10 protein-coding genes are annotated in these 14662 nt (G+C 62.1%); 3 read left to right on the forward strand and 7 right to left on the reverse strand.

Translation table 11 applies throughout. The annotated features are described in order from the left end of the window. Positions 1 to 194: 194 nt before the first annotated feature. The 7 genes from BM300_RS31480 to BM300_RS24805 form a co-directional block, all read right to left on the reverse strand. Entirely contained in the window at positions 195 to 320 is a 126-nt protein-coding gene (locus tag BM300_RS31480) for a hypothetical protein (RefSeq protein WP_003180680.1), read from the reverse strand. A gap of 174 nt (positions 321 to 494) precedes the next feature. Further along, positions 495 to 674 (reverse strand): hypothetical protein, encoded by a 180-nt coding sequence (locus BM300_RS24780; RefSeq protein WP_003202673.1) that lies wholly within the window; start codon positions 672 to 674, stop codon positions 495 to 497. 156 nt (positions 675 to 830) lie between these two features. Continuing rightward, complete coding sequence (locus BM300_RS24785) at positions 831 to 2006, reverse strand: lactonase family protein (protein ID WP_092464258.1); 1176 nt, start codon at positions 2004 to 2006, stop codon at positions 831 to 833. After that, positions 1993 to 2292: a DUF5629 family protein gene (locus tag BM300_RS24790; protein ID WP_170862102.1), complete on the reverse strand. Its 300-nt coding sequence runs from the start codon at positions 2290 to 2292 to the stop codon at positions 1993 to 1995. Before BM300_RS24790 ends, BM300_RS24785 begins: the two co-directional genes overlap by 14 nt. 199 nt (positions 2293 to 2491) lie before the next feature. Next, positions 2492 to 4072: an aldehyde dehydrogenase (NADP(+)) gene (locus BM300_RS24795; RefSeq protein ID WP_092464260.1), complete on the reverse strand. Its 1581-nt coding sequence runs from the start codon at positions 4070 to 4072 to the stop codon at positions 2492 to 2494. Between the two features lie 13 nt (positions 4073 to 4085). Continuing rightward, positions 4086 to 5078 (reverse strand): AraD1 family protein, encoded by a 993-nt coding sequence (gene araD1 / locus BM300_RS24800; protein ID WP_092464262.1) that lies wholly within the window; start codon positions 5076 to 5078, stop codon positions 4086 to 4088. Between the two features lie 197 nt (positions 5079 to 5275). Beyond that, the gene (locus BM300_RS24805; RefSeq protein WP_092145923.1) at positions 5276 to 6598 is read right to left on the reverse strand and encodes an MFS transporter; all 1323 of its coding nucleotides are present in this window, start codon (positions 6596 to 6598) and stop codon (positions 5276 to 5278) included. A 193-nt stretch (positions 6599 to 6791) separates the two neighbouring features. On the opposite strand from BM300_RS24805, the gene BM300_RS24810 reads away from it, so the two are divergent. The 3 genes from BM300_RS24810 (at position 6792) to BM300_RS24820 (ending at position 14442) form a co-directional block, all read left to right on the forward strand. Then, positions 6792 to 8528 carry an IlvD/Edd family dehydratase gene (locus BM300_RS24810; protein ID WP_072341734.1) on the forward strand — a complete coding sequence of 579 codons (1737 nt, stop codon included), beginning with the start codon at positions 6792 to 6794 and terminating at the stop codon, positions 8526 to 8528. Between the two features lie 349 nt (positions 8529 to 8877). Continuing rightward, entirely contained in the window at positions 8878 to 9597 is a 720-nt protein-coding gene (locus BM300_RS24815; protein WP_092224782.1) for a FadR/GntR family transcriptional regulator, read from the forward strand. A 132-nt stretch (positions 9598 to 9729) separates the two neighbouring features. After that, the gene (locus tag BM300_RS24820) at positions 9730 to 14442 is read left to right on the forward strand and encodes a dermonecrotic toxin domain-containing protein (protein WP_092464264.1); all 4713 of its coding nucleotides are present in this window, start codon (positions 9730 to 9732) and stop codon (positions 14440 to 14442) included. Positions 14443 to 14662: the final 220 nt, after the last annotated feature.

Here is a 14662-nt window from a genome sequence, read left to right on the forward strand (position 1 = left end):
AATCGGTTGGTCGACCGGGATGCTTTTGTGGCGAGGGAGCTTGCTCCCGCTGGGCTGCGCAGCAGCCCCTCTCAAGCTTCACTCAATCAACCTGACCCACCGCGTCGCCGGGTTCTAGGGGCGCTGCGCGCCCCAGCGGGAGCAAGCTCCCTCGCCACAAAGGCAATCCTGCAACCCGATTGTTGCCGATCCGATCAGTCGCTCAGCAGACTCAATAATCGCTCACGCGCCACTTCCAACTCGCCGGAATCCGGCTGCGCCGCCGAGACTATCGGCGTGGAGTAGAGAAACAGCAGCATCACTGCCAGACGCATCGCCATGGTGTCCATCCTTATCTGCGAAGGAGTCAATTTGTCAGCGTCAAATTTAAACACATGGCCAAATGATATTACAGCTGGTTTTTTCCAGAAACGGCGAAGCCTGCGATCTTTTCTCTTGCACCTGGGGGGCAGTGAAGATGAAAAGATCGCAGGCTTCAGTCGTTGCGCGCTATTTCAGTGTTGGGTCTTGTGGTCCAGCGCCGCATAGAAGTTGGCACTTTGTTGCAGGTATTTCTCGGTATAGCTCTGGGTGCGATTTTTCTTGTCGCTGATCTCGACGCTGGCACTGGCGGGCAGCGCCACGGTGGCAGAGATGGCGGAAGCGGCGATCACGGAGAAGAGATTCAGATTCATGGCGGTAGACCTCGGATTCAGTTGGCTGACTTGCCCGGTTGGGCCGTGAAGCAAACTTACGCGCCGAGGCGTCCCGCGTTGAAATGCTTTACATCACTTGCGAATATCAGTCTCGTTGATACAACGGCGCAGGCCCCGAAAAACGGGGCCTGTGGGCTATTGACGGACCATGAACTTCAAATCGCTGGGCGCATCCATCGGCATTTTCTGCACGGTTTTACCCAGCAGGCCCGTCTTCGGATCGCGCTCGATCACCACGATCTGGTTGCTCTTCTGGTTGGCAATCAGCAGGAATCTTCCACTCGGGTCGAGGCTGAATTCCCGTGGATGATCGCCTTCGACCGAGCGCCGCTGCAGCTCTTTGAGCGTACCAGCGGCCGGGTCGATAGCGAATACCAGCACTTCGTTGGTGGTGCCACGGTTGCTGACGTAGAGGAACTTGCCATCCCTGGACGCATGCAGCGCAGCCGCCGCCCTGCCCGGCTGGGGTTTGCCGGCGGCCAGGTCGACCAGTTGACGCTGGGTCAATCGGCCGTCCTGATAGTCGAACACCGCCACTTGCGCGCTCATTTCCATGGTCAGCCAGGCGTGCTTGCCGTCAGCGCTGAACAGCAGGTGACGCGGCCCGCTGCCGGGTGGCAACTGCACGAAGGCTGGATCGGCAGCGGTCAACGGTAGCTCTGGATTGGCCTTGGGGTCGTAGCGGTAGATGAATACCTTGTCCGCCCCCAGGTCGTTGGCGAACACGTACTTGCCATCGGGCGAGGACACTGCGGCGTGGACGTGAGCCGACATCTGCCGCTCGGGGTTGACCTTGCTCGGCTGATGACTGCTCAACTGCACCACCGGCGCCAGCTTGCCATCGGCGCCCACCGGCAACACCGCCAGGGTGCCGCCCGGGTCTTCCATCACCGAGTAGTTACTGACCAGCAAATACCGGCCATCACCGCTGAGGCTGGAATGGGTCGGCTCGTTGCCCAGGGACTGCACCTGATTGATCAGGCTCAGTTCATGGGTCTTCGGGTCAATGGCGTAGCTGCTGACCTTGCCCACCGGGTCTTTCTGGCCCGGCCCGTTTTCATTGACCACGAACAGCCGGGTCATGTCCTTGGAAAGGGTCAGCCACGACGGGTTGTCTGTCTTGATCACTTGCAATGGGTTGGCATCGAGCTGGCCGGTGCGGCTGTCGAATTGCAACCGGTAGATGCCCTGGCTCTGGCCGGCGGTGTAGGAACCCACCAGCAGTTGATGGCGTTCATCGGTGTCTGCCTGGACGCCCATGGCGCCCAGGCTGCCGGCCATCAGCAACGGCCAGAGACTACGCATCTTCATGTTCGTCGTCCTCATCATCGTCGTGGCCGCTGGCCGCTTCCACGCACTCCAGGTGGTGGTCACCCGAATCGCTGGTAATGGTCCATTTGTTCCGGGTTTTATCGAAGGTCGCGGCCTTCATCTGCGCCGGCGTGAAACGCCAATGCTCAAGGGTGCGGCCGTTCATGCATTCGACGTGCAACTGGTCCTGATCATCGAGGAAAAAATCGAAAGCGTGCATATTGTCGATGATCAGCATGTCGCATTTTTGAAGGGCATCCAGCAGGGTCTCGGTAACGGCAGTCATGGTGATCAGTCGGTCGTTGGGAAAGTTGCCATGATAACCCAATGTGGGAGTGGGCCTTGGGCCATAACTTCAGACTCGATGTTGACTGGGCGATTGACTTCGCGAGCAAGCTCTCACATGGGAGCGCATTCCAATGTGAGAGCTTGCTCGCAAAGAGGCCGGTACATTCCACCTCAACGTAACGGCCTGACCGCGATCCTCAGACCGCCTCGCGCCCCGGCACGCCATCTACCAACCGCAGGATCCCCAGCGGGTTGGCGTTCTTCAGCGGTTCCGGCAGCAGGCTGTCGGGATAGTTCTGGAAGCACACCGGGCGCAGGAAACGATCGATCGCCAGGGTCCCCACCGAAGTGCCGCGGGCATCGGAAGTCGCCGGGTAAGGCCCACCGTGCACCATCGAATCACACACCTCGACCCCGGTCGGATAACCGTTGAGCAGGATGCGGCCGACCTTCTGTTCCAGCAGCGGCGTCAATTCGCTGAACCGTTCGAAATCCGCCGGCTCGCCGATCATCGTCGCGGTCAACTGGCCGTGCAGACCGTTCAGCGCAGCGGTCAGTTGCGCCTGATCGGCGACTTCGACAAACACCGTGGTCGGGCCGAACACTTCTTCCTGCAGCGCCTCGTCACCGTTTATCAGCAGGCTGGCATCGGCCTTGAACAGTTGCGGCTGGGCCTGGTTGCCCTGCTGCTGGCGCCCGGCCAGGTGCTCGATGCCCGGGTGAGCGAGCAATTTCTGCAGGCCCTTGCCGTAGCTTTGCAGCGTGCCGGCATTGAGCATGGTCTGGGGCGCCTGGTCGCCGATCAACGCGGCCACTTGCTGGGTGAAGGCGGTGAACTGCGGCGAACGAATGCCGATCACCAGGCCCGGGTTGGTACAGAACTGACCGCAGCCCTGCACCACCGAAGCGGTCAAGTCGCGCGCGACGCTCTCGGCGCGGTTTTCCAGGGCTTGGGGCAAGACGATTACCGGGTTGATGCTCGACATCTCGGCAAACACCGGGATCGGCTGGGGCCGTGCGGCCGCCATGTCGCACAGGGCACGCCCGCCCTTGAGGGAACCGGTGAAACCCACGGCCTGGATCGCCGGATGCTTGACCAGCCACTCGCCAACGCCACCGCCGTAGATCATGTTGAACACACCCGCCGGCATCGCGGTTTTTTCCGCCGCGCGGATGATCGCATCGGCCACGTGCTCGGCGGTCGCCATGTGACCGCTGTGGGCCTTGAACACCACCGGGCAACCGGCGGCCAGGGCCGACGCCGTGTCGCCACCGGCGGTGGAAAACGCCAGGGGGAAGTTACTGGCACCGAACACCGCCACCGGCCCCAGGCCGATGCGGTACTGCCGCAGGTCCGGACGTGGCAACGGCGTGCGTTCCGGCAAGGCGCGGTCGATACGGGCACCGTAGAAATCGCCACGACGCAGAACCTTGGCGAACAGGCGCATCTGGCCGCTGGTGCGACCGCGCTCGCCCTGGATCCGTGCCGCCGGCAGCGCGGTTTCACGGCAGACCACGGCCACGAACGCATCGCCCAGGGCGTCCAGCTCATCGGCAATGGCCTCGAGGAACTCGGCCCGGCGCACGGCGCTCAGGCTCCGGTAGGCCGGATAAGCCGCAGCCGCGGCCTTGGCGGCAGCATCGACTTCTTCGGCCGTGGCCTGGATGAAATCATGGGGCAAGGCCTCGCCGGTGCTGGCGTCGACGCTTTGCAGGCGAGTCTGGCCGGCCGCGCTGCGCGCCCCTCCGATGTAGTTGTGGCCAAGGATCTGGTTCATCGCAAGTCTCCTTTTAAAGTGTGCCGATAGTACCCGGGTTGAACACCGCGTCTACCGGGGCAATGCCGTTGACCAGCGGCGCGCCGAATTCAGCCTGGCTGATTTCGAACACATCCCCCGGCTGGGTGCGGATGCCGTCGGCGAACGACAGGGTCGCGGTGCCGAAGAAGTGAACGTGCACGTCCCCCGGGCGCAGGAACTGACTGTACTTGAAGTGATGGAACTCCAGGTTTTCGAGGCTGTGGCACATGTTCGCCTCGCCGCTGAGGAATTCGTTCTGCCACAGCACTTCGCCATTGCGCAGGATACGACTGGTCCCGGAAAGATGTTGAGGCAGTTCACCGACGCGAAGTTCCGGACCAAAACTGCAGCTGCGCAATTTCGAGTGGGCCAGGTACAGGTAATTCTTGCGTTCCATGACGTGATCGGAGAACTCGTTACCCACTGCGAAGCCCAGGCGATAGGGCTTGCCGTCGTGACCGATGACATACAGGCCGCTGATTTCCGGCTCTTCGCCAGCGTCTTCGGCAAAGGGTGGCAGCGGGAACGGATGGCCCGGACGGACCACAATGCTGCCATCGCCCTTGTAGAACCATTCCGGTTGCACGCCGGCCTGCCCAGCCTGGGGTTTACCGCCCTCCACGCCCCATTTGAAGATGCGCATGGTGTCGGTCATGGCGCTTTCGTCGCCAGCCTGTTGATGCATCTTGTCCCGGGCCGAGGCGCTGCCCAGGTGGGTCAGGCCAGTGCCGCTGACCAGCAGGTGCGCCGGATCCGGGTGATCCAGAGGAGGCAGGATACGCAGCTCACCGAGCAACCGGGCGTAGTCATGGCCGGCGCCCAGGCCCAGGCTGTTGACCTGCTGTTCAAGCTTCACACCCGCCTCGATGGCCGCCAGCGCCAGGTCGCGCACGCTACCGGCGCCCTGCACTTCCCGCACCTGATCGCCGTCGACCACACCGACGCGGCGTTCGCCGTTAGGCAATTCGAACTGAACTAAACGCATATCTTTCTCCTTGTAAGCAAAACTTGAATAGGCGTAGCAGGCTTTTGTGGCGAGGGGATTTATCCCCGCTGGGCTGCGAAGCAGCCCCAAAACAGCAACTCGGTGTGCCAGGAAGATTGAGTTCGCTACTTTAGGGCTGCTGCGCAGCCCAGCGGGGATAAATCCCCTCGCCACAAAAGCTCGCTCCCACAGTGACCTCAGGTACGCGTCGCTCCCCGGGCACTGGCCGCGAACTGATCCGCCGGCAGCACGTGCTTGCGCTCCAGCAACCGATACACCACCCCGGTCAGCACCAGGCCGAACAGCATCACGCAGGACAGGAAATACAGCCCCGAGGCCAGGTTGCCGGTGTACTCCTTCAGCGCACCGATCACAAACGGGCCGATGTAACCGCCCAGGTTGCCCACCGAGTTGATCAGCGCAATACCCGCCGCCGCACTGGCTCCGGCGAAGAAACGGCCAGGCAAGGTCCAGAACACCGCCGTGCAGGAAAACAGCGCGAACGCCACCAGGCACAGCGCCGCCAGTTGCAACACCGGCACCGACAGCCAGGCGCTGAGGAACAGGCCGATGGCGCCCAGCACATAGAGCACGGCCAGATGACCATAGCGGTCGTTCAAGCGGTCTGAACTGCGGGGAATGATCAGCAAACCGATGATGCCGAAGATGTACGGCACCGACGACACGAAACCGGTCACCAGGTCGCTGCCACCGAATTGCTTGATCAGCGTCGGCAGCCACAGGCCCAGGCCGTAGATGCTCAAAGTGACAGGTAGGTAGAACAGCGCCAGCAGCAAGACCCGCTTGTCCTTCAGGGCATGCAGCGGGTTGCCGTGGCGGGTCTGGCCGTATTCCTGCAGGTCTTTTTTCAGTTCACCGGTCAGCCAGTCCTTCTCGGCCTGGTCCATCCATTTCACTTGTTGCGGGCCGTCCGGCAAGTAACGCAGCACCGGCCAGGTCAACAGCACCGCCGGCAGGCCGATGACGATGAACAGCCACTGCCAGCCGTGCAGGCCCAGGATCCCGTCCATGCCCAGCAAACCGCCGGACACCGGGCCGGTGATCATCATTGCAATAGGTTGGGACAGAATGAACAGGCCCAGGATCTTGCCGCGATGGCGCACCGGGAACCACTGGGTGATGTAGTACAGCACGCCCGGGAAGAACCCGGCCTCGGCCGCGCCGAGCAAAAAGCGCATCACATAGAAGCTATGCGGGCCTTGTACGAACGCCATGCCGATGGTGATGGCGCCCCACGTGATCATGATCCGGGCGAACCAGCGCCGGGCGCCATAGCGTTCCAGCATCAGGTTGCTGGGGATCTCCAGCAGGAAATAACCAATGAAAAACAGCCCTGCGCCAAGGCCGTAGGCGGCGTCGCCGATGCCGAGGTCGGCGCCCATGTGCAGCTTGGCAAAGCCCACGGCAGAGCGGTCCACGTAGGCGATCAGGTACAGCAGGATCAGGAAGGGAATCAGTTTCAGCGTGATGCGACGAATAAGCCGCAATTCCTGGCTCATGGGACCGGTCTCCGATTGTTGTTGTTATGGAACCTCGGGGGATTTCTCTCGCGAATGACCGCCAGGACAATCCCTCCGTTGAATCGGACTATATAGTAATACTATTTACCCAACAACACTTCCAAACCGGCTAAATTGAGCTTATGTTACGCTCACGCTAGAACAATATAGTCATACAATAAGAGAATCTATCATGTCTGATAAGAAACCCTCCCTGCGCTCGGCCCAATGGTTTGGCACCGCCGACAAAAACGGCTTCATGTACCGCAGCTGGATGAAAAATCAGGGCATCGCCGACCATCAGTTCCACGGCAAGCCGATCATCGGCATCTGCAACACCTGGTCGGAGCTGACGCCGTGCAACGCGCACTTCCGGCAGATCGCCGAGCACGTCAAGCGCGGCGTGATCGAAGCCGGAGGCTTCCCGGTGGAATTCCCGGTGTTCTCCAACGGCGAATCGAACCTTCGCCCCACCGCCATGCTGACCCGCAACCTGGCGAGCATGGACGTGGAAGAAGCGATTCGCGGCAACCCGATTGATGGCGTCGTGCTGCTCACCGGCTGCGACAAAACCACCCCCGCCCTGCTGATGGGCGCCGCCAGTTGCGACGTGCCGGCCATCGTCGTCACCGGCGGGCCGATGCTCAACGGCAAGCACAAAGGCCAGGACATCGGTTCGGGCACCGTGGTCTGGCAATTGAGCGAGCAGGTCAAGGCCGGCACCATCACCATCGACGACTTCCTCGCGGCCGAGGGTGGCATGTCCCGCTCGGCCGGCACCTGCAACACCATGGGCACCGCCTCGACCATGGCTTGCATGGCCGAAGCCCTCGGCACGTCGCTGCCGCACAACGCGGCCATTCCGGCGGTGGATGCACGGCGTTATGTGCTGGCCCATATGTCCGGCATGCGCGCCGTGGAAATGGTCCGCGAAGACCTCAAGCTGTCGAAGATCCTGACCAAGGAAGCCTTCGAAAACGCCATCCGGGTCAACGCGGCCATCGGCGGCTCCACCAACGCGGTGATCCATCTCAAGGCCATCGCCGGACGCATCGGCGTGCAACTGGACCTGGACGACTGGACCCGCATCGGTCGCGGCATGCCAACCATTGTCGACCTGCAACCGTCCGGACGCTTCCTGATGGAAGAGTTCTACTATGCCGGTGGCCTGCCCGCCGTACTGCGGCGTCTCGGCGAAGCCAACCTGATCCCCCACCCGAATGCCCTGACCGTCAACGGCAAGAGCATCGGCGAGAACACCAAGGACGCACCGATCTACGGCCAGGACGAAGTCATCCGCACCCTGGACAACCCGATCCGCGCCGACGGCGGTATTTGCGTGCTGCGCGGCAACCTGGCGCCATTGGGAGCGGTACTCAAGCCGTCCGCCGCCACCGCCGAATTGATGCAGCATCGCGGTCGCGCGGTGGTGTTCGAGAACTTCGACGAGTACAAGGCCCGGATCAATGACCCGGAACTGGACGTGGACGCCAGCTCGATCCTGGTGATGAAAAACTGCGGGCCCAAGGGTTACCCAGGCATGGCCGAAGTCGGCAACATGGGGCTGCCGGCCAAGCTGCTGGCCCAGGGCGTGACGGATATGGTGCGGATTTCCGATGCGCGGATGAGCGGCACCGCCTACGGCACCGTGGTCTTGCACGTGGCACCGGAAGCCGCCGCCGGCGGGCCCCTGGCGGCGGTGAAGGAAGGTGACTGGATCGAGCTCGACTGCGCCAGCGGGCGTCTGCACCTGGACATCCCGGACGCCGAACTCGCCGCCCGCCTCGCCGACATCGTCCCCCCGCAGCAACTGCTGGTGGGCGGCTACCGCCAGCTGTACATCGACCATGTGTTGCAGGCCGACCAGGGCTGTGACTTCGACTTCCTGGTCGGTTGCCGTGGGGCCGAGGTGCCGCGTCATTCCCACTGACCCCATCCATCCCCCTGTGGGAGCGAGCTTTTGTGGGAGCTGAGCTTGCTCGCGATAGCGGCGTAACAGACAACATCCAAAGTTGGCTATCACACCGACTGTGGCGAGGGAGCTTGCTCCCGCTGGACTGCGAAGCAGGCCCAAAAGCGGCGGACTTATGCAAAATGATGTGTGGGCTTTCAGATTTTTGGGAGCGCTTCGCACTCCAGCGGGAGCAAGCTCCCTCGCCACAAGGTAACCATGTCCCCGGACCAAACAGGTCACCAGGCCCAAGGGTTTGGCCTGATGAATATCCGCCGCGCCTGCTATCATGCGCAGCACCCCCTCGCACAGGATCGCGCCGCATCCCATGGATTACCGTAAACCCTCCGACCGCAAGAGCATGCACGCGCGCATCGTCCAGGAACTGGGCATGCAGATCGTTTCCGGGCGCTTCAAGCCGGACGATAAACTGCCCGCCGAAGCCTTGTTGTGCGAAGAGTACGCGGTCAGCCGCCCGGTGCTGCGCGAAGCCACGCGCGTGCTGGTCGCCAAGGGCCTGGTGTATTCGCGACCGCGGGTGGGTACAGTGGTCAAGGCCCGGCGGGAGTGGCATATGCTCGATCCGGATGTGCTGCATTGGCTGATGCAGAGCAGCCCGCAGAATGAATTCTTCAACCTGCTGACCAGCGTGCGCAGCATCATCGAGCCGGCCGCCGCCGCCCTCGCCGCACAATTCGCCAACGAGGACGACATCGCTTCCATCCGCGAGGCCTACCAGCGCATGGAAGCGGCACCGACCCCCGAGGCCGTGCTCCAGCCGGACCTGGACTTCCACAGCCGCATCGCCGACGCCACCCACAACGACCTGCTCGCCAACCTGTGCAACATGTTGTCGGTCGCCATCGCCGAAGCGCTCAAGCATTCCAACCAGCGGCCTAACCTGCATGAGCTGGCGATGCCACGGCACAAGGCGATCCTCACCGCCATCGAGAACCGCGATGCCCTCGGTGCGCGCCATGCCACCCTGGTGCAACTGGACGATGCCCGCAGTGCGCTGAACGTGGTGTTGGGCGCCGATCCTTCCTGATATCTAGCCCGGCCCATCCGTGGCCTGGCACACATTCCAGCCGCCGCGGCGGTATCTATATACCGCCCGCGCGAGCCCAGAGGTCGATACTTTTCCGGCGTCATTTCCAACGCCCCATGAAAAGGATTTCTCATGAGCTCATCCTCCCCGGCTGACAGCCCTTCTGCGCTTGCACAAAGCGTCAGCCTGCAATTTTCCAGTCGTCCGACCTTCGAGCAGTTCGCACAACGCATGCTTGAACAAGCCATCCAGGAAAAGTACCCCACACTGGTCTTCGATCTTTCCAAGACTCGGCTGGCGACGCCCGATCCGGCCTCTCGCGGCTACTTGCTTGAACCCTTCATGCCTCGCGTCCTCGATTACCTGGCGCTGGGCACCCCCGTTGAATTCAAGGATCGCAACGGGCGTCGCAGTTTCCTGTCCGACTCGCCACCGCGCCTTCTTGCGCCAGATGACGGGAAACTGGAGATGAAGGTCATTGAAAAACTGCTGCTCGAATTGCCCTGGACCGTACCCATCGGACTGGAGGACGCGCTGACCCGCTATTGGAACGCCAACATCGACACCGGCCCGCAGGACGACAAGCAGGACGGCACCAGCCGTTGGCAGTGGCTCAGCGAGGTACTGCGCAACCTTGCGCAGATCCGCAGCCTGCAACAACAGGACCTCACTGGGCAGGCCCGGGAAGCCCTGGGCCAGATTGTCCAATGGCCCGATCGGGAACAACGCTTTCGGCGCCACGGCCAATCGGCCGTCTATGCCTACAGCCTGGAGACCCGACTCACTCGGGACGGCTCCAGCAGTCTGTTGACCAGCAGCGACATCCTGTTGATCCAGTGCAAGAACAACGCGACGCTCTGGCTGCTTTGCAGCCCTGCGGGTGCGGTCCAGGTCTTTGACTCCCTGGAAGCGTTCACTCAGCACTGGGGCACGCTGATCGCCAGCCAGTACATCGTCGACAGCGTCACCTGCCAGCGTAACGAGATCAGTGGCAATGCCTTCGAGACCCAGGCGGCCCTGATCCTGGAGCAGCAACTGGCCGACCTGCAGGCCGTGCAGTTGCCCGCGCGCATTGGCCTGCCCGACCTCCAGGCGCTCTATAACGAGTTGAGCGACCCTGCCCGCTATCTGCTCGATGCACCGCGTCCGATGCCGGTAACGTCGGCGCGGATCGCGCCCCTGATCCCTGACTGGTTGAAGCAGGCGTCGGTCCTCGACAGGACGAAAATCCAGCAATACAGCCTCGCCTTGGCCAGCGCCAAGAAACGCAACCAGGGACGCACCTTTCTCAGCGGCATCCAGGACATCAGGGCCTTTGCCGCCGACGCCTTGCTCAAGTGCATGGGACAAGCCAACGACAGCAGTCCGGCGAAGGCGCAAGCCAACCAATACCAGCCCGACGATGTGGAACTGACCTTCAGCGCGGCGGCGGGCTATCCCGGAACCATCGGCATCGTCGAAAAAAGAACGATGAGCCTGACCGAACTGGCGATCAACAACCTCGTCGCCCGACCTGGCGTGGATCCGGTGCTCAGCCATCGCCGGGGCCTGGCGCTGCCGGTGTGGCTGACGGCGGACTTCATCACCCGCAAGGGCGGCTTGATCGAACAGGTGGACATCGGCACGAGCTACCCACGCTACCTGCAACAAAACCTGCTGGACGGTGGGCCTCGAACCCAGGAGCGCCAACGCATGTTTGCCGATGAGATGCCCGCCCAACTGCCGCTGGATGCCCTCAAGCAGCTGCTCAACCAGGAAAACGGCATGACCCGCCAAGGCCTGGCGCTGATCGAAGCCCTCCTCAAGCCCGACGCCGATGAGCAGCGGGTCGCAGGCCGCCCCGTCGTCATTCGCCACCTGGCGTTCCTGCGCAAGCCCGAAGCCCACCCCGATACCGTGACGAACATGTTCATCATCGAACCGGAGGACGTCGCGACGGGCCCGCATGTGCTGTACCGACCGCTCTATACACCTTCGCTGCAGCAATACCCGACGCGCCAAGCCTTGCTGCAAGCCATCGTTGCCCCCGGAGACCTGCAGCAGAGCGTCCTGGCCTGGATGTCCGACGCCGCCCGCCCGATCTATGCCAATGGCGGCTTCCAGGAGCCCCATATCGTGCGCTTCTACCAGGGCGATGAATTCAGCCTGCCTGAGAAGCCAGCCCCGGCCACCCTGGCGGTCGACAGTGTCAACGACGAGTTGCGGCAGTTCCTGCGCAACGGCGAGCTGATGCAATACCTCTATGGCAGCAACGCGCGGGCCCTGGTCACCCAGGCCGACCGGGATTCGGTTTCCAACAGCGAAAGTCGCTGGGCCGTTCTGCTGCATGGCGGCAGCCTGCTGTTCAACACGCTGCTCTTGCCCTTGCTACGCGGCCCAGCCATGGCCACGGCCTGGCTATGGAACCTGATGGCCAGCGCCAGTCAGGACATTCCGTCGCTGAGCAGCGAAGACTCGGTAACGCGGGAACTCGCCACCGTCGATCTGCTGCTCAACCTCGGCATGCTGCTGCTTCAATTTCCCTCCATCAGTGCGCCGCCTCGTGCCCCCTTGCCCGAAATGCTCAAGGAACAGGCGATGCGCCCTCCCGCGCCGCGCATCATCCCGGAGCAGTGGCCCACACCCGCGCCGCCGAGCATTCATGAAGGGTCGGTGGCCTTGCCAGGGGAACGCTTCGGGGACAGCGGCGCAAACCTTGACCTCAGTTTCGCCAGCGCCCGCCGCCGGCTGACAGCGGAGCAACTCGCCCGCCTGCAGCGCTTTCAGGTAAGCCTCCCGGCGTCCCTGCCCGAGCCGACAAAATACGGCCCCTACACGGGCCTGTACGTCATTCGAAACACCTGGCACGCCCTGGTGGATGGAAAAATGTATCAGGTGACCCCTGAATCGGACGGCAGCGCGATCATCGTCAACCCGCTCGCCCCGCGGGATCCGGCCCAGAACGGACCCGTATTGCAAGCGGATGCCCTCGGCAACTGGTCCATCGACCTGCGTCTGCGCCTGCGTGGGGGCATGCCGCCCAAGCGCCTGGCCAAACTGCGGGACCTCAAGGCCCAACGCGCGGCCGAACTGAGCGAGCTGCTGAAGAGTTATTACAAGGACGAGGTCGATCGGCAACGCGCTCTGGACACCGCCCAGGAAGTCATGACCAGGACCCAGGCAGGCAACTTTACCGAGGCGCAACGCGCGGACAAGCGAGCGCGGTTCTACAAGCTGCTTGAGGAGCAGACTGACAGCTATCTGAAGCTGCTGGACAACATGACCGAATATGCCAGCCTCGATATGCATCTCCCCCCCGCCATCATTCGTACCTTGATGGAGAACGTGGTCAACAACGCCCGCAAGGGCTTCCTGATCAACGAATTCGAGCTGACGGCGCTGGATGCCGCCTATGACCAATTCACGCAAGATTATTCGACCTTGCAAGCGAATGTCGCTGGCAACGTTCTCGACTATTTCAACTACCTTGACGCCTTGAGTGACATCAACGATCGCTCGATCTATTGGCTGGAACTCAGGGATCGTTACCTGGAAGCGCTGTTGAACCTGGGTGCCGCCGGCGCGCAAGTGTTCGAACGCCTGACCCGGGACCGTCCATTGGGTGAACGAACGCCATTGGCTACCAAGGCCCTGCAACTGCCTACGCTGGCGTCACTGATATTCAAGGATCCCGACTCCAATCTTCCCGAGAACCTGCACAGCGTCACCAAGCTGTTGATGGAACAGGCGCGCTCCCAATCCGACCTGAGCACCTACGAGCTGACCCCATCGGAACAGATCGAGGTCCTGGAAAGCCTGGTCGAACACTATGGCGCGGCACTCGATGCCATGCAGGGCATGAAAGCCCTCAATGCCGCTGACATGGACACGTCCTATTTCGGCAGGCTGTTCAGGCTGGTCGAGGGTCTTTATGAAGAGGCGTCCACGAAACTGGCCGCCGAGATCAAGCCCGAGCCGCAGCCGCGCAAACGCCCGCCGAAACGCAGCAGGACAGTTGCCGGACGCCCGCAGAAAAAGGTGATCAAGACGCGCAAGAGCGGCGTGTTGATCGGTGACTTGAAGCCGGCTGGCACGTCGCTGCCGATCGAGGTCGTCGAGCTGCGCTCAGAAGTCGACGACAAGTTGCTCGCCACCTACTCGCAACACGACGACGTCTGGGACCTCGTCGAGGTCCAACGACCGGCCCCGGCCCCCCGCACACGCTCGGTCAAAGCGATCAAGGCCGATGCACGAAAGCTGCTCGGGCAACTAGACAACAGTCTGGCGAACGCCGAGCGCTATAAAACCCAGTGCCGCTTCCCTCAGGAAATCGAGGAAATCCTGAGTAATGAAGCAAGTCGCTACCGCAAGCTGTCCGAAGAACTCGAACGAGCCTTCACGGCCTCGAAAAACCCGCGCACCGCAGCCGATCAGACACTGACCGAGCAGCTGTCAAACGCTGTTTCGCGTCTGACCACCCGAGGCAGTGAACTGCGCACCGAATTGAGCCTGAAACTGCCGCCTACCGACAGCAACCTTCGCTACCTGTTCGAGAAAAACCTGGTGCAAGTCGCGAGGCTCGGCGAACGCATAGCCTTGAAAGGAGAGCGCAAGGATTTCCTCCAGGAGTACGCCATCAATGACCGGGACGGCTGGCCGCTCTGGTACGCGCATTTTCATTACGAAACCGCCGACACGCCAAAGGCTGACTTTAGCGTCGCGCATTTGAAAACCAAGGAACAGCGCAAGGAGCACTACCATTCAATGCTGGCCAAGGCTAAAAGCCCTTACGCGGTGGTGAATGTGCATCGAGGACAGATCGGCAGGCCGTTGGCACAAAGCAAATTTTTGCCGTTGGCGCCTTGATCGCGGTGAAAGGGCAAGACGCTGCTCACGTGAGACCAGTGGCTCGAACTGCCTGACTCACCCAGCCCATCGCCAAACACAAACCCCGTGGCGAGGGAGCTTGCTCCCGCTGGGCTGCGCAGCAGCCCAAAAAGCCTGGAAGCATTCAGCCCGTTACACCGAGGCGCCTGGTTTGGGGGCTGCTTCGCAGCCCAGCGGGAGCAAGCTCCCTCGCCACATG

The organism is Pseudomonas sp. NFACC46-3 (assembly GCF_900114515.1).
Lineage (GTDB): Bacteria > Pseudomonadota > Gammaproteobacteria > Pseudomonadales > Pseudomonadaceae > Aquipseudomonas > Aquipseudomonas fluorescens_Q.